Raw genomic sequence first — 22440 nt, 5'->3', positions numbered from 1 at the left:
GTATAGTTATGATTTAATTTTAGTAGTAAACTTAAATAGATTTAGAAAAATAGAAACTTTATTTGTTATTAACATTATTAGAAATTGCTAGAATTTAGATAGTAAAATACAGTAATATCTACACTTTTAGGTCCTCAATGTAGTTAATTACACTGAGGACCTTTGTTTAACTATGTTTAGTAATTGCTATTTACAAAATTAAACAATAGCTATATTGACAAAAGTAAATATAAGTACTAAAATACATACATATAAATGTATGTAAAGAGGGGTGATATTTTGCCGCGTAATAAATATCCAGAGATTACAGAAAAGCGTATATTAGATACTGCAACCAAACTTTTCCTTGAAAGAGGATGGGAACAGACAACCATACAAGATATCGTTGATGAGCTGGGAGATTTAACAAGAGGTGCATTCTATCATCATTTCAAATCTAAAGAAGATATTATTGATGCTGTACTTAAACAACTTTCTTTTGTAAATGATCCATTTGAAAAGACTAAAAAAATGGTTGGTTTAAGCGGTTTGGAAAAACTTAAAATGGCATTTTTGCTTTCCTTTGCAAATGAGGAGCAATTAGATGCTATTAAAGCTATTCCATCTGTATTAAGAAGTCCAAAACTTATTGCAAGTCAATTGCAAGAATGTATTAGATCCGGGGCGCCAGATATACAAAGATTTATTGAAGAAGGGATAACTGATGGGTCTCTTTCAATTCAATACCCTAAGCAAGCTGCTGAAACTTTAATGATATTAACAAATATTTGGCTTAGCCCAATTATTTTTTCAGTAGATACAGGAGAGTATATGCAGAAGGTAAAACACTTGCAGGAGTTGCTTAATGGGATCGGTTTGCCGATTATTGATGACAAGTTGATAACAGTCCTTGAAATTTTTCATAAAAAAGTCTGTAATTAAAATATACTGCCACATGGCAGCTTATTTTTGTAGATATACATACAGATATATGTATGTATATCTGTATAACAATTGTTTTGGAAAAATGAGATTTTGATAATTCTTATGCACAAATTTAATTAAATGGAGGTAAAATAAGCATGGAACAAAAAATTGAAAAGTTCATTGATGGAGTATTAGATAGTTTAGCACCGCAATTATTCACATTAAGTATTATAATAGGTATTGTTCTAATTATTTTAGGAATTTCTTTCATCGTTAGTAAAAGATCGAAAAACAACATAGGAACAATAAGTATTGCAGTTGGAACAGTAGCTATTCTTAGTGGAGCTATACAGATGTTTTTCTAATATTAAAATATATAGAGGTATTGTGAAAAGAATAAAATCTAATAGATTTTAAATAGGGTTAATCTATTATAATGAACTTTTAAAAACACAATGTTTTAGAATCATATCTATAACATTGTGTTTTATTATTTTTTAGCAATTATTTAAATTAAATGATTGAATGCTTGATATAGAAGTTTTTCCATATTAAGTTTATTTACTATTAATAGAACGTAAAAATTCTTTACTTTCTCTAGCTATTTTCTCAGGAGAATACAAGTATATAGAATGTTTACCAGGAATATAAATTATTTTTCCTGTATCAAATTTTGCTATATACTCATTGAAGAGTTCAATCCTTTTATTAAGACTTTCTGACTTTCTCTTTTTTTCTTCTTCGCTTAAAGGGGTTGCAATAAAAGCGCAAAGAGGTGTTTTAGTTGGTAAATCTAGAGCTACAGATTTTTTTGAATTTTTTTCTAAGGAAATACCTTCATTGATTATATCTTTATTTAATAATTTTTTATATGTTAATGCTTTGTACAGATTTTTATCATCCTCAGATAAAAAATCACTATTTAGAATAGGTTCTTCAAGATACATAGAAGGTATTAATCTGTGAATTCCCAATTTTGTAACAAAAGAGTATTTCTTCATCATAGAGAAACTAGATTTAATTTTAGAGGCTTCTTTTGTATCAGAAAATGCTTCAACGTAAACATCGGGATAACTAATATCGAGACCTATTATGGCTTTTACTTCTTCTGGATATTTTTGTGCCCAATATATTGCCTCTAATCCAGATACTGAGTGAGGGAATAATACATATGGAGGCTTTTCTCCTGCTAGGGATAGGGCTTTTCTTGTTTCGGCAAGAATTGTATCAATATCTCTTGAGTCCTCTGAAATATCACTAAATCCATAACCTGCTCTATCCACAATTGCAATTCTATACTGGTCAGACATGTTTTTATATAATGCCTTCATTTCAACTATAGGGGCAACATTACCTAAACCAGCCATAAATACACAGGTAAAGTTTCCCTTACCTTCTGCATATACATGTAAATTTTTATTATTAACTTTTACTAAAGTGCCGGGAGGATTTAGTATATTAGATTCTTTTTTTAATTGTATTTTGTTATTAATTACAGAAAAAGAAATAAAAATTATAAGTAAACTAATGATACCAATTGTAATAAACTTAAAAGCTTTTAAAAGCTTTTTTAGTATCTTATTCATCTTATACACCATCCTTATTTTATCATAATAATAAATGAGCAATTAAGCTGTTAGCTTGACTATAGCTTATACTATATAGCTTAAATGAACCTATATATAACCTTAAGATAACTTTAAGTTTCAATAAGTGCCAATTTATGTATTCCTATGCTATAATTTGAATATAAAAGGGGGAAAAATAAGTTATGTATTCAATGAAGCATAGAAAAATATTATTAGTTGATGATGAAGCTGAAATATTAAAAATGGTGGAAATCATATTAAAAAAAGAGGGATTTTTAAATATATATACCGCTTTATCTTGCAAAGAAGCTATGGATAAATTAATAACTAATAAGCCGGATATTGCAATACTTGATGTTATGCTTAGTGATGGAGATGGATTTTCATTATTTAACGAGTTTAAGAAACATTGTGAAATCCCCGTTGTATTTCTTACAGCAAGAGGTGAAGCTGAGGATAGAATTTTAGGATTAGGTCTTGGCGCTGATGATTATATAGTTAAGCCATTTTTACCAAAAGAACTTACTTTACGGTTAAATGCCATATTGAAAAGAACATATGCTAAAAGTATAGAAAGAGAAGCTCCTATTATATATCTTAATTCTTGTGTGGTTGATTTAGGTAAAGCTGAAGTAGTAAAAAATAATGAAAAATACTATTTAACTGCAAAAGAACATGCAATTTTGTATGCACTGCATGAAAATGCAAATAAAATTGTTACAATAGACACACTATGCGAACGTGCATGGCAAGAAAATTCCTATGGATATGAAAATACTTTAATGGTACATATAAGACATATTCGTGAAAAAATAGAAGCCAAGCCGTCTAATCCTAAATCGCTAGTAACTGTTAAGGGGCTTGGATATACCTTAATAACGAAAAAGTAGGTGACTATATGAAAAATAAATCGTTGAAATTTATTCTAAGGTATATAAGTACAATAGTTTTAATAACATTGGTAGTAATTCTTTTAAATTATTTAATGATTGTATATTTTGTACGCTATAGCCCTTATACTGAAGAACCTATTAAAACTGTAAAAAACATAGCAATAGAAATGAATGAAAATAGTAATACGTTATCATTAGAAACATCAAAAATGATAAAAAGCAAAAATATATGGGTACAGCTTATTGATAAAAATGGACATGTTATTTATAGTAACAACACAGGTAAGGATATTCCAAATTATTATTCTCTTAAGGATATTGCAGTAGCAGCTAAGGGATATATTAATGATTATCCAATTTTTTTGTGGGAGTGCAAAGAAAATTTAGTTATATTGGGGTATCCTAAGAAGTCTATAGACAAATATAATTGGTTTATACCCTCGAATAGTAAAAATGCTGCACCAAGGACTTTTATATATATAATATTATTTAATGTAGGCATTATAGTTATAGTGTCAATATGCTTAAGCAGAATATTAAATAGACCATTAGAGAAATTGATAAAAGGAGTTTTTGATTTAAAGAGAGAAAAAAAGGTGTGTTTAATGGAAAAGGGTATATATAAAGATTTAGCTAAAAGCATAAATGAAACATCAAAACTTATTATAGATAAAAATAATAAAATTAAGCTTCGTAATAAGGCTATTGAAAATTGGATAGCTGCAATTTCTCATGACGTTAGAACGCCTCTGTCCATGATTTTGGGATATTCTGCAATGATTGAAGAAGATGATACTTTATCAGAAGAGGTTCATTCAGAAGCAAAAATAATAACTGAAAATTCTATAAGGCTCAGGGAACTTATTGCAAATTTAAATCTTGCTACTTCATTGCAATATAATATGCAGCCATTATCATTATCCAGTGTTAGGCTGAGCAATATTGCAAGAGAGGCAATGGCAAGTTGTATTAATAGTGGAATTCTTCAAAATTGCAGCACGGATATAATTATAGAAGATGAAAGTATAGCTGTAATGGGAAACAAAAACCTGATTTTGAGAGCTGTAATTAATATAATAACGAATAGTGCTAAATATAATAAAGAAGGGTGCAATATAACAGTAACTGTCCCTAAAATAACTACTGATAGTATATATGCTTCTATAATGATTTCAGATGATGGTTCTGGTATTTTACAGGATAAAGTAGATAAAATAAATGAGGATGATTATTTTTATACTCAAATAGATCAAAAGCATGGGTTAGGGCTAATTATTGTTAGAAGTATTGTAGAGGCACATAACGGAGAACTTGTAATTAAAAATAGAAAAGACAAAGGAGTAACTGTAATTCTTAAAATTCCAAAAGTAGATTAGAGTGTAGAAATGTTATAACAGTGAAATGAATCTATATAGAGTATCACTAATAAAAGCAAGGAGGAGTTACAAATTATTATTAAATGGATTGTTTTGGGCCTTTTTTCCTGTTTTATAGGATTTTCCTATATTAAATATTACAAACTTAAGACAAGGGTAATATCAATAATTATACTTCTCATAATATCTTTGGTTTTAGTACTGCCAATATTTCCTTTTTCAATTTTTACAATTTTAGGGTTGTTTTTATTTGAAAAGCTGTGGATTTTATTGGCATTAGTTTTATTTATCGAAATATTTATAAATAAAAATAATAGAATATTACTGATTATCTTTGGGATTATCTCTGTAATTATATATTTTTTCCTTCGTACTGTGATCTAAGTATATCATTAAACTATTATTCACTAAAATGTTGCAACAATAAATAGTAGTTTAAAAATAAATTCAAGAAATTATAAAAAATAGCGAAAATAGTAAATATAAAAGAAGATATGCTAAAATGGCAGAAATGAATTTAAAATAAGTTATCTTAGTAATTATAATAGCAATTTTGATTTATAGGAGAGTTTAAATATGAATTTAAAAGCAAGTGATTTAATGCTGGACTTGGAAAAATCAGATGATAGATATAAATGTTATACAACTTCAAATATTAAGATTTTAGGACAAACTGTTAATGAAGTGGAAATATATATAGATGCAGCTAAAAGACCAATAACTATGATAAAAATAGTAAACGATTACTTAAGTGGGCTTGCTAATTTTTATGATGTTTTTAAGCAGTGTTACATGAATGAGTTTAGAGACATTGATTTTGACGAAGCTTCTTTAGAAGAAATATTTATATTTCAAGTAGATATATATATTACAGAAGAAGCGAAAGGAGCTACAATTTGTTTCAATCATGATGAAGCAGTTGGAGATCATTGGATCGAAATGATTATTGATGAAAAAGAAATAGAAAGTTTCGCGGTTAATGGATAGCAAAGTAGTTATTAATCATGATGATTTAAAAAAACTTGATTTTACTAAAGTTCTATACAATTGGGATTGCTGCTAAGTATAAAAATAAAGAGAAAATAATCATAATGGGGTTACAAAAATATCTAATAGAGAAAATAAATAATGTATTATTAGAGTTAGAAATATTAGATGAAGTCAAAAATATAAAGGAGGAAACGAAAATGTTCAAGAAAATATTTGGTGGTAAAAATGATAGAGGTAAAGCAAATGATGGAACGAGCATATACACTTATGAGAATACTGAAAGCCGAGGATTAGGTAATGTTGCAGATATGATGTACACAGAAGAAATTACTGATCACTTTGACAAGGTTTTTCCAGGAAGGGTTACTAATGTATTCCATGAAGTTATTTCAGATATAGTACATATAGATATTTACTTTATGGAGCCAACTGATGAAGAACCATTTAGAGTTGTTTATACCACTGGAATGAGTGATTTACCAATGACTCTGCCAATTGAACTTGAAAAGGAATGGGGACATTTAAAGAGGGCAGAGCTTATGATGTTTCTTCCTGAATCATGGCCGATTGGTTCTGAAGACTTTGAAGATGAAAGATATTATTGGCCAATAAGGCTTTTAAAACAATTAGCAAGATTTCCGCATGAGTATAATACTTGGCTAGGTTATGGACATACAATACCAAATTCCGAGGAATACGATCCGTATGCTGATAATACTGAATTAAACGGAGTTATTTTGTCAGCATTAAATGAAGAAATAAGCTCAATTAATACAAAGGATGGAACATTAATAAATGTTTACAACGTTATTCCTTTATATAAAGAGGAAATGGACTATAAATTAGAGAATGGAATGGACGCATTATTTGATAAATTATCAGAAGTTGAAGGAAACGGCTATTGGATTGATTCTTCTAGAAAGAATGCATGCAAGTAATTTAGTGATACTTATTTTTTAACGAAATCAGTAATAAATTTTGATGAATATTAATTCTCTATATTATATATTAAATCATGAAGCTTGCACATACTTTGAAGAAGAACATCTTTTTTTATAATCAATATGGTGTGTTGGTTCTCAAGAAAAAATAAGGCTTATGAACGCCTCATAAATAGCCGAGGAGGAATAAAAAGTGGGATTTAGAGATTTATTTAATAAGAAAAAGGATACAGAACCAAAGGTGTTAATAGAGTCCAATTCTCCCAACTGTAATATTCAAGCTATTGTTGAGGAAGATAATAGATGTCCAAACTATGATGGCTGGCAAAGCACCAATGTTACCGTCTGATTATTGTTCACATTCAAATGGTGCCGAAAGATTAGATTCATCTAAACTTGAAATAGTTTGGCTTGAGGAGGGAGACGGGGCTGCATTATTATATAATGAAGAAATTTTATGTGTTATTCCAAGTTGGTCAAGTTTACAGTGTCCAGGATATTCAAGAGATTGCATTAAAGAATCTGAATTTGCATGGCCACTAGGAAATTCTTCAGATAATGTTTTATTTGAAAGAATAAAAAAAGCAAAAGAATTCTGGGACAATTGGAATGAAGATTCGTGGAGCGAAATTCAGACAGCATATCTTACAGAAATTGAAAAGAATCTTGGAAAGTATGATAAGTATTATGCTATTGATGGGGGGCATTGGCCTCCAAAGGCAATGGTTACAATCGAGAAAGGAAATTTAACATATATACTCACTGTGGGAGTCTCAGTAATACCTCAACCTAAGGTTGAATTATATCATGAAGACCCAAAGCAATATAGGCGGTTTGAATTTGGTTTTGTGATAGAAACCGAACTTTTCAATAAAAATAAAAATGACATTTTAAGTTATATAAGCGCTCAAACTACACTTCCTTGGAAGTGCTTAACATGGCTAGGACATGGACATACTGTACCTTGTAATCAGATATGTCAAGATTCCGGAGAATTTCCTTTTATTCTGTTATTGAGCAATAATATATGTGATAACTTACCAACTGTAAATTATCCAGCATATAAAGAAGATCCAATTAATATTTTATGGATAGTACCAATAACTAATGCAGAAAAGAGATATACCGAAGAAAATGGCAGCGAATCAATGATAAAAAATTGTTCAAAAGATATAGAAAGTTTATGGATTTTTAGTGGAAAAAATAAGTTCAATATTTAAAAGAGCGTAAGAATTAAGATTGGGAAAATTTATTTATAGAAAATCCTATAAGGAGGAATTTTTATGTGTAAAGAAGATAAAACAGAAGAAGTGCAAGCTATAGGATGGCAAGCAATTGATGATGCTTTAAAAAATATGTATGAAAATCAAGAACCTAAACATTATGGAACAGTGATACCATATTCCTTGGGAGGAAATGATCCTCTACAAGGAATAAGTGTTTATGAAAGAAAGGACCCTATTCCACATTGGCATTTTGTTACATATGGATTTTCAGAGCTTTATGAAAAAGAATGGGAAGACCCAGAGCATAGTGGATACGGATTTGAACTTACTTTTAGATTAAAAAAAGGTGATTCAGATACTGAACCACCAAATTGGGCGTTGAATTTCCTTCAGAACATTGCAAGATATGTATTTTCAACAGGAAATTATTTTGAAGCAGGTCACTATTTAAATGCTAATGGACCAATTGCTGCTGGGACAGATTCATTGATTGGGTCTATAACTTTTATAGAAGATCCAGAATTACCAGCTATGGATACACAAAATGGAAGAGTTGAGTTTTTACAAATAGTAGGTATAACTGTAGATGAGGAAGATGTAATAAAGTGTTGGAACAGTACTGAAGTTTTAAAGGTATTTTCTAAATATATGCCGCTATATATAACTGATTTAAATAGAGATTCTTTACTAAATAATGAAGAGATAAAAGCATTAATAGAAAAGGGTACTGAAAAAGACGGATCAAATACAGGAACATTATTTAATGATAAGCTTTCTTGGAAAGAGAGTAAAGGATTGCTTACAGGGAAAAGGTATGAAATCACTATAGGTGCGCACCAAGCTGAAACTATAGGAAAAGTTTTAAAAGGCCGTATTTTGAAGGAGAGAGAGTTATATCTTATTGGGAAGAATAACAATATAATTATTAATTATTCAAAAGAGCCAGAAGTTAAAATTAACGAAAATAATTTAGAGCTTAAGATAAGTAAAGAAACAGCAATTGAAATAGCTTCTGAATTAATTCCAAAGGAAAAAAGTTTTACTTTAAACACAATGAAAAAGATAAAATTTAAAATAGAGAAAACAGAAATAAAAGATCAAAAAGGCAATGTAGTACAGGTTATTGGTTAAAATCAAGGGAAAGTTGGGGACGGTTAACCTATTATCTAATTTAGAATGTTGAATAAGCACCTTATTTCATGTCAATAATTCAAATAATAATCATGAAATGAGGTGCTTTTATTGCCTAGAACCGAAAGAAAAAAAGCTGATAATGCCATATACCATGTAATGATAAGAAGTATAAGTGAAGTAAAACTTTTCAATAATAGTAGCGATAAGGATGAATATCTAAAGCAAATGAAATACTACCAAAAGATTTATAAATTCAAAGTATATGCTTATTGTTTAATGAATAATCATGGGCATTTTATAATAGATTCTAATGGAGCGGACATATCAGAAATAATGCATTGTTTAAATTTTAAATACGCTATAACATTTAACCGGATGCACAAAAGACATGGGCATCTATTTCAAGATAGATTTAAAAGCAAAATAGTGGATTCAGATAGATATTTGATTGTATTATCTGCTTATATCCACAATAATGTATTAAGTATAAGAGAATATGAAAATTGTCCAGAAAAATATAAATACTCAAGCTTAAAAGTGTATCTTGGCCTTGAAAAAGATACAACAGGATTGTTAGATGAAGCATTTATAATGCAGATTTTTAGCAAAAATGTAAAAAAAGCAAGAGAGAAATACGCTAAATTAGTATATCTATGTGATGATAAAAAAATAAAAAAAGAACTAGAATTTGAAGATGAAAAAACAGAATATAGAAGTGAAAGAAAAATAATAATAAGAAATTTTAGAGCAGAGGAAATATTAGAATTTTTAGCAGAAGAAACAGGAATAAATAAAACAATGGTATTTGTAAAAAATAACAGAAAAGCTAAGATTATAAGAGCCTTAGCAACACTGATAATGAGAAGTCTTTGTAATTATAAATGTAAAGATATAGGGAAAGTTATAGGCAATATAACTCAATCCAGAGTATCGAAGCTTTGCTCTATTGGAGTTGATATTATATCTACAGAAGAAAGATATAAAAATATAATAGAAAAATTTATTTTAAAGTATGGAAACTCTAAGGTGGTAGGGCTTAGTACTTAATTTTTAAATAGATATAAAGAAATTTTTAATCTTCTTAGAAAGAATCTTTTATTTTAGATTTGATAAAAGATTTTATTTGTGTTCCTAAAATAAATACGTACAAGCTCTTTCATGAAAAGAAAGGATATAATATAGATAATAAACATAAAAAATTAATGAAGTGGTCAAATAAACAATAAGATAGAGAGAAGTTATAAGGTGAAAGAATAAATTTAGATATTTAATAAACAAAACTAAAAAATTAACCGTCCCTTCTTCCTTTTTCTCCTCTAAGATTAAAAGGGATATTACACTTGTTTGTAGAATTTTATGTTTGTAGAATTTTATATAGAAAAGAATGGGAGGTAAAAAGAATGACAATAGAATTAAAAAAACGTGGAGAGAAGATAGTACTTACTAAGGATGAAAGAAAGAGCTTAGGACAGATAACTGTAAATCTTAACTGGAATCAAAAAATTGAACAAGCTAGTAAAGGATTTTTTGCAAAGCTATTAGGCGGCGGTAACAATTCTATAGATTTAGATTTAGGATGTTTATATGAATTAAAGAATGGAACTAAGGGTGCTGTTCAAGCTTTAGGTAATGCTTTTGGATCGCTTAGTAGTCAGCCTTATATACAGCTTGATGGTGATGATAGAACTGGAGCTAATTCAGAGGGAGAAAACCTAAGAATCAATGGAGATAAGGTAGCAGAAATTAAGAGAATATTAGTTTACGCTTTTATATATGAAGGAATACCAAACTGGGCTCAAGCAGATGGAGTGGTTACATTAAAACGCTCTAATGGTGAAGACATAGTAGTTAAAATGGATGAGCACGATAATGGGAAAATTATGTGTGCTATAGCTTTATTAACAAATCAAAATGATGAAACTTTCAGCTTTGAAAAGATTGTTAAATATTATAATGGACATGAAGCTATGGATAGAGACTTTAATTGGGGAATGAAGTGGAAAGCTGGAAGAAAATAATCTATTAGCATTCTAATTTTATGACAAGGATCGGCTCCAGATTGAAGATGAAAAAACAAAATATATAATCTAAAGGAGTAAACATTCAATTAAGAACATATTGACATAGTATATAAAATGTGGTATATAAAAATTAAGAATTAGCACTCACTAAAAGAGAGTGCTAATGATTATGTATGACTATATAATAGTAGTTTTGCTTTGAAAGGGGAGATTTACTTGGAAAGAAAAGAATTTAAGGCAGAGTCTAAGAGATTATTGGATTTAATGATTAACTCAATTTATACTCATAGGGAGATATTTTTAAGAGAATTAATTTCTAATGCTAGTGATGCGGTGGATAAGATTTATTACAAGGCATTAACGGATAGTTCTTTAAACTTTGATAAGGATAATTACTATATTAAAGTAATTCCTGATAAGAAGAACAGAATACTTAAAATTTCTGATACTGGTATTGGAATGACAAAAGAAGAACTTGATAACAATCTTGGTGTTATTGCAAAGAGTGGATCTTTAAAATTTAAAAAAGAAAACGAATTAAAAGATGGATATGATATAATTGGTCAATTTGGTGTAGGATTCTATTCTGCATTTATGGTAGCGGACACTGTTACTGTTATAAGTAAAGCGTTTGGTAGTGATGAAGCTTATAAATGGGAATCTAAAGGGATAGATGGCTATACTATTGAACCATGTGAAAAAGACTCCTATGGTACAGATGTTATATTAAAAATAAAAGAAAATACTGAAGATGAGAATTTTGATGAGTATCTAGAAGAATATAAATTAAAATCTATCATCAAGAAATATTCTGATTTTATTAGATACCCAATAAAAATGGATATAACCAGCACAAGACTTAAAGAAGGAAGCAAGGAAGAGTATGAAGATTATACTGAGGAACAGACTGTAAATAGTATGGTTCCTATATGGAAAAAGAATAAAAATGAACTTAAACAAGAGGATTATGAAAAATTTTATTCTGAAAAACACTACGGATTTGATAAACCAATAAAATATATTCACACTAGTGTTGATGGTGCAATAAGCTACAATGCAATTTTATTCATTCCAGAAAAAACTCCATATGACTTCTACACAAAGGAATATGAGAAAGGTCTGGAGCTGTATTCAAATGGTGTTCTAATTATGAATAAGTGTGCAGAGTTATTACCTGATTATTTTGGTTTTGTAAAAGGTATAGTGGACTCAGAAGATTTATCCCTTAACATATCTAGAGAGATATTACAACATGATAGACAGCTTAAGCTTATTGCTAAGAACATAAAAACCAAAATAAAAAATGAGTTAGAAAATATGCTTAAAAATGAAAGAGATAAATATGAAAAGTTCTATGAATCTTTTGGCAGACAATTAAAGTATGGCATATATAGTGAATTTGGAAGTAATAAAGATGTTTTACAAGATTTGTTGATGTTCTATTCATCAAAAGAAAAGAAAATGGTTACTTTAGATGAGTATATTTCTAGAATGCCTGAAGATCAAAAATATATTTATTATGCTGCTGGGGAATCAGTTGAAAGAATCGAGAAACTACCACAAACAGAAGTTATATTAGATAAGGGATATGAAATATTATACTTCACTGACGATGTAGATGAATTTGCTATAAGAATGTTAATGATGTACAAAGATAAGGAATTTAAATCTGCATCAAGTGGTGATTTAGGTATAGAAACAGAAGAAAATGAAAATTCTTCTAGCTCAGATGATAAAGAGAATAAAGAACTATTTGAGGATATGAAAAACATTTTGTCAGGTAAAGTTAAAGATGTTAGAGTATCAAAAAGGTTAAAAAACCATCCTGTATGTTTATCGAATGATGGTGAACTTTCAATTGAAATGGAAAAAATACTAAATTCCATGCCTAATAGTGAAAGCATAAAAGCAGATAAAGTTTTAGAAATAAACATAAACCATGATGTTTTCAAATCAATAAAAGAAGCTTATAAAGAAGATAAGGATAAACTTAAACTATATACAAACTTACTATATAATCAAGCTCTACTTATAGAAGGGTTACCTGTTGAGGATCCTGTAGAATTTACAAATAATATTTGCAAAATAATGATATAAAATAAAGCCACTTTCAAATATACTAATTTGGAAGTGGCTTTTATAAGAAAGTAAGTAGCTAAAATGATTAATTTTACCCCTTTCTCTAGTATTGAGACAGAAAATTTAATATTAAGAAGAATGGATTATAATGATATTAAGGATTTATTCGAAATGAGAAGAAATCCACAAATGAACGAATATACAGATACAAAAATAGAAGAAAGCATGGATGAAACTAAAGCTTACATAGATAAAATGAATAAAGGTATTGATGAAAATAAGTGGATCATATGGGCAATTCAACATAAGCAATTAAATAAAGTTATTGGATCTATTTCTATATGGAATATTAATGAAGAAGAAGCAAGCGGTGAATTAGGATATGGAATGATTCCGGATTTTCAAGGAAAAGGTTTGATGAAAGAATCATTATTAAAAGTAGTTGAATATGGTTTTAATGTGGTGAATTTAAAGGAATTAAAGGCCTATACAGAAAAGAACAATGCTAAATCAATTAAACTTTTAAAAAGATGCAATTTTGATGAGATAGATAGAGTTGATGAGGAAGGGTATTTTAATAATAGGGTTTATTCTATGATAGTATATAGATTAGAAAATAAATGTTGATAAATAAAATTAAATGAATATGCTTAGATTTGTTATAATATAAAATATATTTTTAAGAATCAGAAGAGGTTTAGAAATAATTAAGAATGGATGTGAATATATGAGTAAGATATATGAATTTGAAGCTATTATTAAGAAGGTGCCTGATATTGATGGAGCATATGTTGAAATACCATTTGATGTAAAAGCTGAATTTGGAAAAGGACGTGTTCCGGTTGTAGCCACTTTTGATGGTGAGCCATATGAAGGGAGCTTAGTTAAAATGAAAACCCCATGCCATATTATTGGAATTAGAAAAGATATTCGAGCTAGAATTGGAAAGCAGGCAGGGGATGTTATTAAGGTTACAATTGTAGAAAGAACAACAAAAAAGGGACAATAGATGGGAAAGTAGATAGATTTGTGTAAAAACAAATCTACCTACTTTCTTTTTTATTATTTTCATAGTCTTTTATTTCTTTAATATTATAAGTTTTCTAAAAATATTTTCAAACATCAGTTGACATTGACGTTGCGTAAAGGTGTATAGTAATGTTGTCAGGAGGTGAAACCATGGAGTATACAGTGCAAAAGCTAAGTAAACTAGCAGGTATCAGCACTAGGACATTACGATATTATGATGAAATTGGAATTCTTAAGCCGGCAAGAATAAATTCTTCAGGGTATCGAATTTATGGCCAAGGGGAAGTAGATAGTTTGCAGCAAATACTTTTCTATAGAGAATTAGGTGTAAGTCTAGAAAATATAAAGAAGATAGTAACTTCACCTATATTTGATAGCACAGCTGCACTGAAGGAACATCGTGAGAAGCTTCTTGAGAAAAGAAAACAATTGGATATATTAATTGATAATGTGGATAGAACAATAGCTGCAACGGAAGGGAGAATTAAAATGAGTGATAAAGAAAAATTTGAAGGTTTTAAGCAAAAGATGATTGATGATAATGAGAAAAAATATGGGGAAGAGATTAGAGCAAAATATGGTGATGAACAAGTTGATAAGTCAAATAAAAAAATCAAAGACATGAATGAAGAACAATATGCTCAAGCTGAAAAGCTAGGCGTTGATGTGATTAATACACTTAGTAAGGCTTTTGCAAATGGAGATCCTGCAAGTGAGTTAGCACAAAAAGCTGCTGATTTACATCGACAATGGTTAAGCTGCTATTGGGATAGATACTCTAAAGAAGCTCATGCAGGTGTTGCTCAAATGTATGTAGATGATGAACGATTTACAGCATACTATGATAAAAAACAACCTGGTCTAGCAAAATTTTTAAGAGATGCTGTTTTAATCTATACAGGAATGAGAAAATAATTCTAATATAATTTAGGGAGTTAGTAAAGTAACTAACTCCCTATTGACATGTGCACTTGCGTGCACGTATAATTAAGTTATTATGGATAATAAGAATATAAACAACAAAGAATGTATAAATAATATTGAAGAAATATTTGATAATGAACTTTTTAAAGTGTTGTCAGAGCCAATTAGATGTGAGTTAATTAAGTATTTAGCTATAAATGGTCCAAGTGATATTAGCACTATTTCTGAAAACTTCACCCAGGATCGATCTGTTATATCTAGGCACTTAAACCAAATGTATAAGCTTAATATACTTAAAAAGAAAAAGGAGTCTCGTAGAATCATTTATGATTTAAATGCATCAGATTTATTAGGAAAATTTGAGTTTGTAGTTGAGAAAATTAGAAGGTTGGTGAATGATTGTAATTTATAGACTATTTAAGTCTATTTTTTTAAAGCATATGTGCATTTGTGTGCATGTAAACATATTAATGGGGTATTTTTATGGCGACAATTTTTTATTTTACAGGTACAGGAAATTCATTGAGTATGGCTAGAGGAATTGCAGAAAAGCTGAATGCTAATTTAATATCTATAGTTGATGCTATGAGTGAAGAAAAACAGTATAAAGATGAAGTTATAGGGATAGTTGTTCCTGTATATTGTATGGATATTCCTAATATAGTTAAAGAATTCTTAAAAAAATGCAAGTTTTTAAAAAACAATTATATTTTTGCAGTAGTTACTTGCGGTGCTGAAGATGGTATAGCACTGTACAGTATAAAGGAGATATTGGAAAGCAAAGGCTTGAAGTTATCATATGGTTATAAATGCATTCTGCCTGATAATAGTATTGCTTTTCCTACTAATGAAGAAAAAAAGAATAAAATGATTAATGACCAATGTAAATATATAACTAAAATATCTTTAGAAATAGATAAGAGAGTTGTAAATGCAGATAATTTTAAGAAAAGCATTAAAAAATATGCCTTGAAAACAGTATTAGAGAGAGGATTAAATTTAATTTATAAGATTAATAATAAAACAATAGATTATGAAAAGTGTATAAATTGTGGGATATGTGAGAGGGTATGCCCAGTTTCTAATATACATAAGCAGGAGGATAAGTACTTTATTGAAAAGAATTGTGAGAATTGCTTTGCCTGTGCTCAATGGTGCCCAAAGAGAGCCATATCAATGGGTAGGTTAATTCCAAATGATAAAACACAATATACCCACCCAGACATTACTGTGAAAGATATTATGAATCAGAAATCTAAGAGCTATAGTTAGTTAAATTCACAGAGCTATAATAAAGTTTAACAAATGATAAGCATTTTATTTAATAAATTTATTAAAATATATTGACTTTATCGATTTAGCATGTTAAAGTAATAAATATAGTAAGTGATTATAAAAAGCGGGGGATATGAAAATGAAAAAAAGATTAAAAAATATAGTAGTAATGGGGATTATCACAGTAATGGCAATAACTGCTGCAGGGTGCGGCAACAAGCAGAAAAATGCATCATCAGATGCACTATCAAAGGAAAAATTAGTTCTTGGATTTGACGATACTTTCGTTCCAATGGGTTTTAAGGACGATAAAGGAGAGATAGTTGGTTTCGATATAGATATTGCAAAAGAAGTATCAAAAAAAATAGGAAAAGAAATAACCTTCCAACCTATTGATTGGTCTATGAAGGAATCAGAACTTAACTCAGGAAAAATAGATCTAATATGGAATGGTTATAGTATAACAAAAGAAAGAGAAGAAAAAGTAAACTTTACTAAACCATATTTAGATAATAGACAAGTTATAATAACTCTTGCAGATTCTAAGATTAATAGTAAATCTGATTTAAAAGGAGCAAAGGTAGGGGCACAGAATCAATCTAGTGCTGTGGATGCCATAAATAAGGAAGCTGACCTTTTAAAAAGCTTTAAGGATGGTAAAGTTTATACATTTGAAACTAACAATGATGCTTTAATGGATTTAGAGGCAAAGAGAATAGACGCAGTAGTAGCTGATGAGATTTTAGCTAAATATTATATAAGCAAAAAAGGTAAAGAAAAATTCAAAATATTAAAAGATGATTTTGGTAGTGAAGCTTATGCTGTCGGTGTAAGAAAAGAAGATAAAGCTTTATTAGAGAAGATAAATAAGGCATTTGAAGATATGAAACAAGATGGTACTGCTAAGAAGATTTCTGAAAAGTGGTTTGGAGAAGACTTATTTAAATAATAACATTTTAGAGGGGGATTTCCATGAATAACATGATTAACCTATTACCGCAGGTATTTGAGGGACTTAAAGTAACATTGCAGGTATTCATATTAACTTTAGTGCTTTCAATACCTCTTGGAGTATTAGTTGCAACAGGAAGATTATCTAAAAATAAAATAATAAGCAAGGTAACTGGTTTTTATGTACTAATTATGAGAGGAACTCCTCTTCTTTTACAAATTGTATTTATATTCTTTGGATTACCTATAGTAGGAATAAACTTTGATAGATTTCCAGCAGCTATATTTGCATTTACATTGAATTATGCAGCTTACTTTGCAGAGATATTCAGGGCTGGAATATCATCTATAGATGAAGGTCAATATGAAGGAGCTAAAGTTTTAGGACTTCCTCAAAAGCATATATTTTTTAAGATAATACTTCCTCAAGCAACAAAGAGGATATTACCAGCAGTGGCAAATGAGGTTATCACCCTTGTAAAAGACACTGCTTTAGTATATGTAGTTGGTTTAGACGAACTTTTAAAAATTGGAAAGATAGCATCAAATACGCAAGCCTCTCTATTACCATTGGTAGCAGTAGGAATTATATATTTACTTCTAATTGCAGTATTTACACAGTTATTTAAGATTATAGAAAAGAGATATAGCTATTATCAGTAGGGGGGTAACAGAATGCTTAAAATAAAAGGGTTAGAAAAAAACTTTAATAAAAATAAAGTTCTAAAGGGTGTGGATCTTGAGATTAAAGAAGGGGAAATCACTGTTATAGTAGGACCTTCTGGTGGGGGCAAGACAACTCTTCTAAGATGTATTAACGGATTAACTATTCCTGATAATGGCTCAATTATAATAAATGAAAAATATTTATGTAAAGATGGAAAAATGGCATCTAAGAAAGATGAAATTGAAATAAGAAAAGATATAGGGTTAGTATTTCAAAGCTTTAACCTATTTCCACATATGAGTGTTTTAGAAAACATTATTGAAGCACCAAGAGTGGTATTAGGTATTGAAAAAGAAGAGGCTGAAAAGAAGGCTAAAGAAATATTGTGTTTTTTAGGACTTGAAGATAAGCAAAACAGCTATCCTTGTGAGCTTTCTGGAGGGCAAAAACAAAGAGTTGCTATAGGAAGAGCTCTTGCTATGGAACCTAAGCTTATATGTTTTGATGAGCCTACATCGGCATTAGACCCAGGTCTTACAGGAGAAGTAGCAAATCTTATAAAAAAACTAAGTCTTGAAAAATCCATGACAGTTTTAATTATCACTCATGATATGACCTTCGCAACTAAAGTAGCAGATAGAATTTTATCCATGGATAAAGGTGTGTTAAAAGAAGAACATATGTATATATAAATTTTAATTTAATGTATTAGGCTGTTGACAAATAATATTTGTTAGCAGCCTAAAAATTTTATTAACTAAATTTTCTATTAAATCTACCAAGTATGAACAATAAATGCTATAATATCATTGGAATTATTACATAATACGTATATTTACATCTGTAAACATTAATAATGTTTGCATTAATATAAAAATAGAGAAAAGCATAATTATAATATGCTGGTATTTTAAAAGGAGAGATATTCATATGGCAAGAACAATAGGAACTACAGTTAGAGGAGTAAGGGCTCCTATTATAAAAGAGGGGGATGACCTAGTTAATATTGTAGTAGATTCAGTTCTAAAGTCCATGGAGGCTGAAAAATTCACAATAAATGACAGAGATGTAATTGGTATAACAGAATCATTAGTTGCTAGAGCACAAGGTAACTATGCTTCAATAGAGGATATTACTGCTGATATTAATAAAAAATTTCAAGGGGATTTTGCAGTAATCTTTCCAATATTAAGTAGAAATAGATTTTCCTTAATATTAAAGGGACTAGCTATGAGTAAAAAGAAGATATATTTATTTTTAAACTATCCATCAGATGAAGTTGGAAACCATTTAATGGATGTGGATATGATGGACGAGGCTGGAGTTAATCCATACACTGATATTTTAACAGAAGAAAAATATAGAGAGTTATTTGGAGAAAAAGTTGCGCATCCATTTACAGGAATAGATTATGTCCAAATGTATAAAGACATTGCAACAGATGGAAATATTGAAATATTTCTTGCTAATGACCCAAGAGTGGCATTAAATTATACTAAAGAAATTTTAGTAGCTAATATTCATGAGAGAAATAGAACTAAAAGATTATTGAAAAAAGCTGGAGCTAAAAATGTATATAGTCTAGATGAAATATTAAATGAGTCTATAGATGGAAGTGGATTCAATCCAGAGTATGGTGTTTTAGGTTCTAATATGGCTACTGATACTAAGCTAAAGTTATTTCCTAGAGACTGTAAGGAAACAGTAGAAAGTATTCAAAGGATAATGAAAGAAAAGACAGGCAAAAATGTAGAAGTAATGGTTTATGGAGATGGTGCATTTAAAGATCCATCAGGTAAGATATGGGAGTTAGCAGACCCAGTAGTATCACCTGGATACACAGATGGACTTAAAGGAACACCTAATGAAATAAAATTAAAATATGTAGCTGATAATGAACTTAGTGCTTTAGATGGAAAAGATATCACAGAAGCTATGAAGAAGAAGATAATGAGTAAGAAAGATAATCAATCATCATCTCAAGGTGAAAAATTAGGCACAACTCCAAGACAGATTACAGATCTTTTAGGAAGTTTATGTGATTTAACAAGTGGTAGTGGAGATAAGGGAACACCAATAGTACTAATTCAAGGATATTTTGATAATTACGCAGATGAGTAGCAAATTGTTGCTACTCTTTTTTTATAGTAAAATAAACAAAGATATGAACTTTACTATTATATTTTTATATTCTAAATAGGTATGACTAATTATAAAGAATTTATTAAGTTTTAAATAGAGAATCCTATGTCTTATATAATCATAGGTGTTAGGGGGCAAGGCAATGAAAGGCAAAATACTTATAATAGAAGATGATATTGAAATTGCAGGTGTCATAAAAAATCATCTTTTAAGAGAAAGTTATGATGTGAATTGGGCATCAACAGGAAAAGAAGGTCTTGAGGATTTTAAAAATAATCAATATGATTTGGTTATATTAGATATTATGCTTCCAGAGATGGATGGTTTTTCAGTTTGTAAAAATATTAGATTACTAAGTGAAATACCAGTGCTGATTTTAAGCGCTAAAAAGGAAGAAATGGATAAGGTAAATGGTCTTAAATTGGGGGCAGATGACTATGTGACGAAGCCATTTAGTTTAATAGAACTGGAGGCAAGGGTTGAAAATAATATAAGAAGATATAAAAGACACAATAAGGATTTTGAGAGTATTGAGAAATGGGAGTACAAAAATGGATTGACAATAATAAAAGATAAAATGGAAGTGCTCATTGATAATAATAGAGTTGAATTAACATCAAAGGAATTTGCACTACTAGTTTTAATGGCACAAAATGAAAATAGAGTATTTACAAAGCAAGAACTTTATGAAAATGTTTGGAATCAAAGAGATGTAGAGGGAAATAATACAGTTACTGTTCACTTGAAAGGAGTAAGACAAAAAATAAAAGATGATGTTAAAAATCCGAAATATATCCAAACTGTTTGGGGAATAGGATATAAATTCATTGGAGAGAGAATACTATGAAACTAAAAAAATTTCTTGTGTTGTCCTATATAATGGTAATGCTTACCCCTATACTAACAGGAATATTCATCTACAAAGGTATTCAAATCTACAATGAAAAAGTAGAATTTAAAGAGTACATGAATGCGGAAAATAAAATTCAAAAGTATGAAAAAAAGCTTCAAGATACTGAAATATATACTAAATCAAAAAAAAAATCAACATTAATTGAGGAAGAAGATAAAAATTCAGTGAAAATTAATCTATATGATAAATATGGAATGAAGATATATTCTTCCTTAAATGAAGGTCTAACGTTTGGATTGGATAGTGAGCAACTCTATAAAGATTTATATGTATTTCAAAAAGGGTATAGAGCTAACAAAATAAAAAAGCCAGTATTGCTTAATGGAGATATAGTTGGTTTTTATGAACTTATTGTATCCAGAGACAACTTTGTAAAGGCTACAAATAATGTTACTTTTACAGCCTTTATTATATTTGCCTTAGTATTATTAACAGTATTTATTTCAGTAATATATGTATTAAATAAAAAACTTACTACACCTATATCCATACTTGTTGATGCAATGAAATCTTATGCAAAAGGCGAAGAAAATTTAGTTATTAAGTATGATAAGAAGGATGAAATTGGTGATTTAATAAGTCACTTCGAATCAATGAAAGATGAAATTAATGAAAATAAAAAAGAAATTCAAAAGCAACAAAAGGACAAAGAGTATTTAATTGCTGCCATATCACATGATCTAAAGACTCCCCTAACTTCTATAAGAGCTTATGCAGAAGCACTTAAGGAATATAAGAATTTGAATGTTAAAGATATTGATGAATACACTTCTGTAATTATCAACAAAAGTGACTATATGAAGAATATGTTGGAAGACCTATTAACATATACACTACTAACTACTCAATATAAACTAGATTTTGTTGATGTAGAAGGTGAAGAATTCGTAGAAATGCTCTTCTCAGGCTATGATGAACTCTGTGAAGCAAATAAGATAAATATAATAAAGGAAATAAAAGTCTCAGGAAATTACCAGGTTGATGTGAAATCTATGATAAGAGTCGTGGATAATCTTTTGAGTAATGCCCTAAGATATGTAAAAAGTGGTGGGAGTATATATTTGGGAGCTTATTCAGAAGAGTTTCAGCTGCCATCATGGCTTGGAGATGAGTTTATAGAAGAATTAAATAAACTAAGAAAAGATAGACTATTAATTTTTGTGAAAAATGATGGAGAATCAATATCAAAGAATGAACAAGAGAAGATTTTTAATGCATTTTATCAAAGCGACCATTCAAGAAATAAGACATCAAAAAGTGGGACAGGTTTAGGATTAAGTATTGTAAAAATTATTATAAAAAAACATGATGGAAAAGTAAAATTGTTATCAGAAAATAATTTTGGAACTATAATAGGATGTTATATTAAAAAAAGTTAGGAAGG

Annotated in this window: 25 protein-coding genes; 24 read left to right on the top strand and 1 reads right to left on the bottom strand. The window is 29.1% G+C overall.

Annotated features, from left to right (window positions below):
• Window positions 1–279: 279 nt before the first annotated feature.
• Together ACWW38_RS06225 and ACWW38_RS06220 are read left to right on the top strand one after the other, a co-directional pair.
• Entirely contained in the window at window positions 280–921 is a 642-nt protein-coding gene (locus tag ACWW38_RS06225; protein WP_456259937.1) for a TetR/AcrR family transcriptional regulator, read from the top strand.
• A 140-nt stretch (window positions 922–1061) separates the two neighbouring features.
• On the top strand, window positions 1062–1271 hold the full coding sequence (locus tag ACWW38_RS06220; RefSeq protein ID WP_456259936.1) for a hypothetical protein: 210 nt from the start codon (window positions 1062–1064) through the stop codon (window positions 1269–1271).
• 192 nt (window positions 1272–1463) lie between these two features.
• Here ACWW38_RS06220 and ACWW38_RS06215 read toward each other — a convergent pair whose 3' ends face one another.
• Entirely contained in the window at window positions 1464–2492 is a 1029-nt protein-coding gene (locus ACWW38_RS06215) for an alpha/beta fold hydrolase (protein ID WP_456259935.1), read from the bottom strand.
• A 185-nt stretch (window positions 2493–2677) separates the two neighbouring features.
• Here ACWW38_RS06215 and ACWW38_RS06210 point away from each other — a divergent pair, with 185 nt between their 5' ends.
• The 22 genes from ACWW38_RS06210 to ACWW38_RS06105 all read left to right on the top strand — a co-directional run bounded on the left by ACWW38_RS06210 (window position 2678) and on the right by ACWW38_RS06105 (window position 22435).
• The gene (locus ACWW38_RS06210; protein ID WP_456259934.1) at window positions 2678–3385 is read left to right on the top strand and encodes a response regulator transcription factor; all 708 of its coding nucleotides are present in this window, start codon (window positions 2678–2680) and stop codon (window positions 3383–3385) included.
• An 8-nt stretch (window positions 3386–3393) separates the two neighbouring features.
• A complete protein-coding gene (locus ACWW38_RS06205) occupies window positions 3394–4764 on the top strand; it encodes a sensor histidine kinase (protein WP_456259933.1) in 1371 nt (456 codons plus the stop codon).
• 576 nt (window positions 4765–5340) lie between these two features.
• Window positions 5341–5751 carry a hypothetical protein gene (locus tag ACWW38_RS06200; RefSeq protein WP_456259932.1) on the top strand — a complete coding sequence of 137 codons (411 nt, stop codon included), beginning with the start codon at window positions 5341–5343 and terminating at the stop codon, window positions 5749–5751.
• Window positions 5744–5827: a DUF1963 domain-containing protein gene (locus tag ACWW38_RS06195; protein WP_456260428.1), complete on the top strand. Its 84-nt coding sequence runs from the start codon at window positions 5744–5746 to the stop codon at window positions 5825–5827. Before ACWW38_RS06200 ends, ACWW38_RS06195 begins: the two co-directional genes overlap by 8 nt.
• 124 nt (window positions 5828–5951) lie before the next feature.
• The gene (locus ACWW38_RS06190; RefSeq protein WP_456259931.1) at window positions 5952–6692 is read left to right on the top strand and encodes a suppressor of fused domain protein; all 741 of its coding nucleotides are present in this window, start codon (window positions 5952–5954) and stop codon (window positions 6690–6692) included.
• A gap of 196 nt (window positions 6693–6888) precedes the next feature.
• A complete protein-coding gene (locus ACWW38_RS06185; protein ID WP_456259930.1) occupies window positions 6889–7044 on the top strand; it encodes a hypothetical protein in 156 nt (51 codons plus the stop codon).
• Window positions 7010–7915: a suppressor of fused domain protein gene (locus tag ACWW38_RS06180; protein WP_456259929.1), complete on the top strand. Its 906-nt coding sequence runs from the start codon at window positions 7010–7012 to the stop codon at window positions 7913–7915. The genes ACWW38_RS06185 and ACWW38_RS06180 overlap by 35 nt, the downstream gene beginning before the upstream one ends.
• A gap of 63 nt (window positions 7916–7978) precedes the next feature.
• Window positions 7979–9052, top strand: a complete 1074-nt coding sequence (locus ACWW38_RS06175; RefSeq protein ID WP_456259928.1) for a suppressor of fused domain protein — start codon at window positions 7979–7981, stop codon at window positions 9050–9052.
• 102 nt (window positions 9053–9154) lie between these two features.
• The gene (locus tag ACWW38_RS06170; protein ID WP_456259927.1) at window positions 9155–10102 is read left to right on the top strand and encodes a transposase; all 948 of its coding nucleotides are present in this window, start codon (window positions 9155–9157) and stop codon (window positions 10100–10102) included.
• Between the two features lie 353 nt (window positions 10103–10455).
• A complete protein-coding gene (locus tag ACWW38_RS06165) occupies window positions 10456–11073 on the top strand; it encodes a TerD family protein (protein ID WP_456259926.1) in 618 nt (205 codons plus the stop codon).
• Window positions 11074–11292: 219 nt separating this feature from the next.
• A complete protein-coding gene (htpG, locus tag ACWW38_RS06160; RefSeq protein WP_456259925.1) occupies window positions 11293–13173 on the top strand; it encodes a molecular chaperone HtpG in 1881 nt (626 codons plus the stop codon).
• Between the two features lie 63 nt (window positions 13174–13236).
• Entirely contained in the window at window positions 13237–13782 is a 546-nt protein-coding gene (locus tag ACWW38_RS06155) for a GNAT family N-acetyltransferase (RefSeq protein ID WP_456259924.1), read from the top strand.
• A gap of 100 nt (window positions 13783–13882) precedes the next feature.
• On the top strand, window positions 13883–14164 hold the full coding sequence (locus tag ACWW38_RS06150) for a DUF1905 domain-containing protein (protein WP_456259923.1): 282 nt from the start codon (window positions 13883–13885) through the stop codon (window positions 14162–14164).
• Between the two features lie 170 nt (window positions 14165–14334).
• Window positions 14335–15099 carry a MerR family transcriptional regulator gene (locus tag ACWW38_RS06145; RefSeq protein ID WP_456259922.1) on the top strand — a complete coding sequence of 255 codons (765 nt, stop codon included), beginning with the start codon at window positions 14335–14337 and terminating at the stop codon, window positions 15097–15099.
• An 82-nt stretch (window positions 15100–15181) separates the two neighbouring features.
• Window positions 15182–15520, top strand: a complete 339-nt coding sequence (locus ACWW38_RS06140; RefSeq protein WP_456259921.1) for an ArsR/SmtB family transcription factor — start codon at window positions 15182–15184, stop codon at window positions 15518–15520.
• 71 nt (window positions 15521–15591) lie between these two features.
• A complete protein-coding gene (locus ACWW38_RS06135) occupies window positions 15592–16380 on the top strand; it encodes an EFR1 family ferrodoxin (protein ID WP_456259920.1) in 789 nt (262 codons plus the stop codon).
• Window positions 16381–16516: 136 nt separating this feature from the next.
• Complete coding sequence (locus ACWW38_RS06130) at window positions 16517–17332, top strand: amino acid ABC transporter substrate-binding protein (RefSeq protein WP_456259919.1); 816 nt, start codon at window positions 16517–16519, stop codon at window positions 17330–17332.
• Window positions 17333–17355: 23 nt separating this feature from the next.
• Complete coding sequence (locus tag ACWW38_RS06125) at window positions 17356–17997, top strand: amino acid ABC transporter permease (RefSeq protein WP_456259918.1); 642 nt, start codon at window positions 17356–17358, stop codon at window positions 17995–17997.
• Window positions 17998–18009: 12 nt separating this feature from the next.
• Complete coding sequence (locus tag ACWW38_RS06120) at window positions 18010–18693, top strand: amino acid ABC transporter ATP-binding protein (protein WP_456259917.1); 684 nt, start codon at window positions 18010–18012, stop codon at window positions 18691–18693.
• A 238-nt stretch (window positions 18694–18931) separates the two neighbouring features.
• A complete protein-coding gene (locus ACWW38_RS06115) occupies window positions 18932–20122 on the top strand; it encodes a coenzyme F420-0:L-glutamate ligase (protein ID WP_456259916.1) in 1191 nt (396 codons plus the stop codon).
• Between the two features lie 163 nt (window positions 20123–20285).
• Window positions 20286–20990 carry a response regulator transcription factor gene (locus tag ACWW38_RS06110; RefSeq protein WP_456259915.1) on the top strand — a complete coding sequence of 235 codons (705 nt, stop codon included), beginning with the start codon at window positions 20286–20288 and terminating at the stop codon, window positions 20988–20990.
• A complete protein-coding gene (locus tag ACWW38_RS06105; protein ID WP_456259914.1) occupies window positions 20987–22435 on the top strand; it encodes a sensor histidine kinase in 1449 nt (482 codons plus the stop codon). Before ACWW38_RS06110 ends, ACWW38_RS06105 begins: the two co-directional genes overlap by 4 nt.
• Window positions 22436–22440: the final 5 nt, after the last annotated feature.

Source organism: Clostridium sp. JNZ J1-5, from assembly GCF_053901425.1.
The sequence above is the reverse complement of the archived record's forward strand: the minus strand, read 5'-3'. Positions and strand labels throughout refer to the sequence as shown.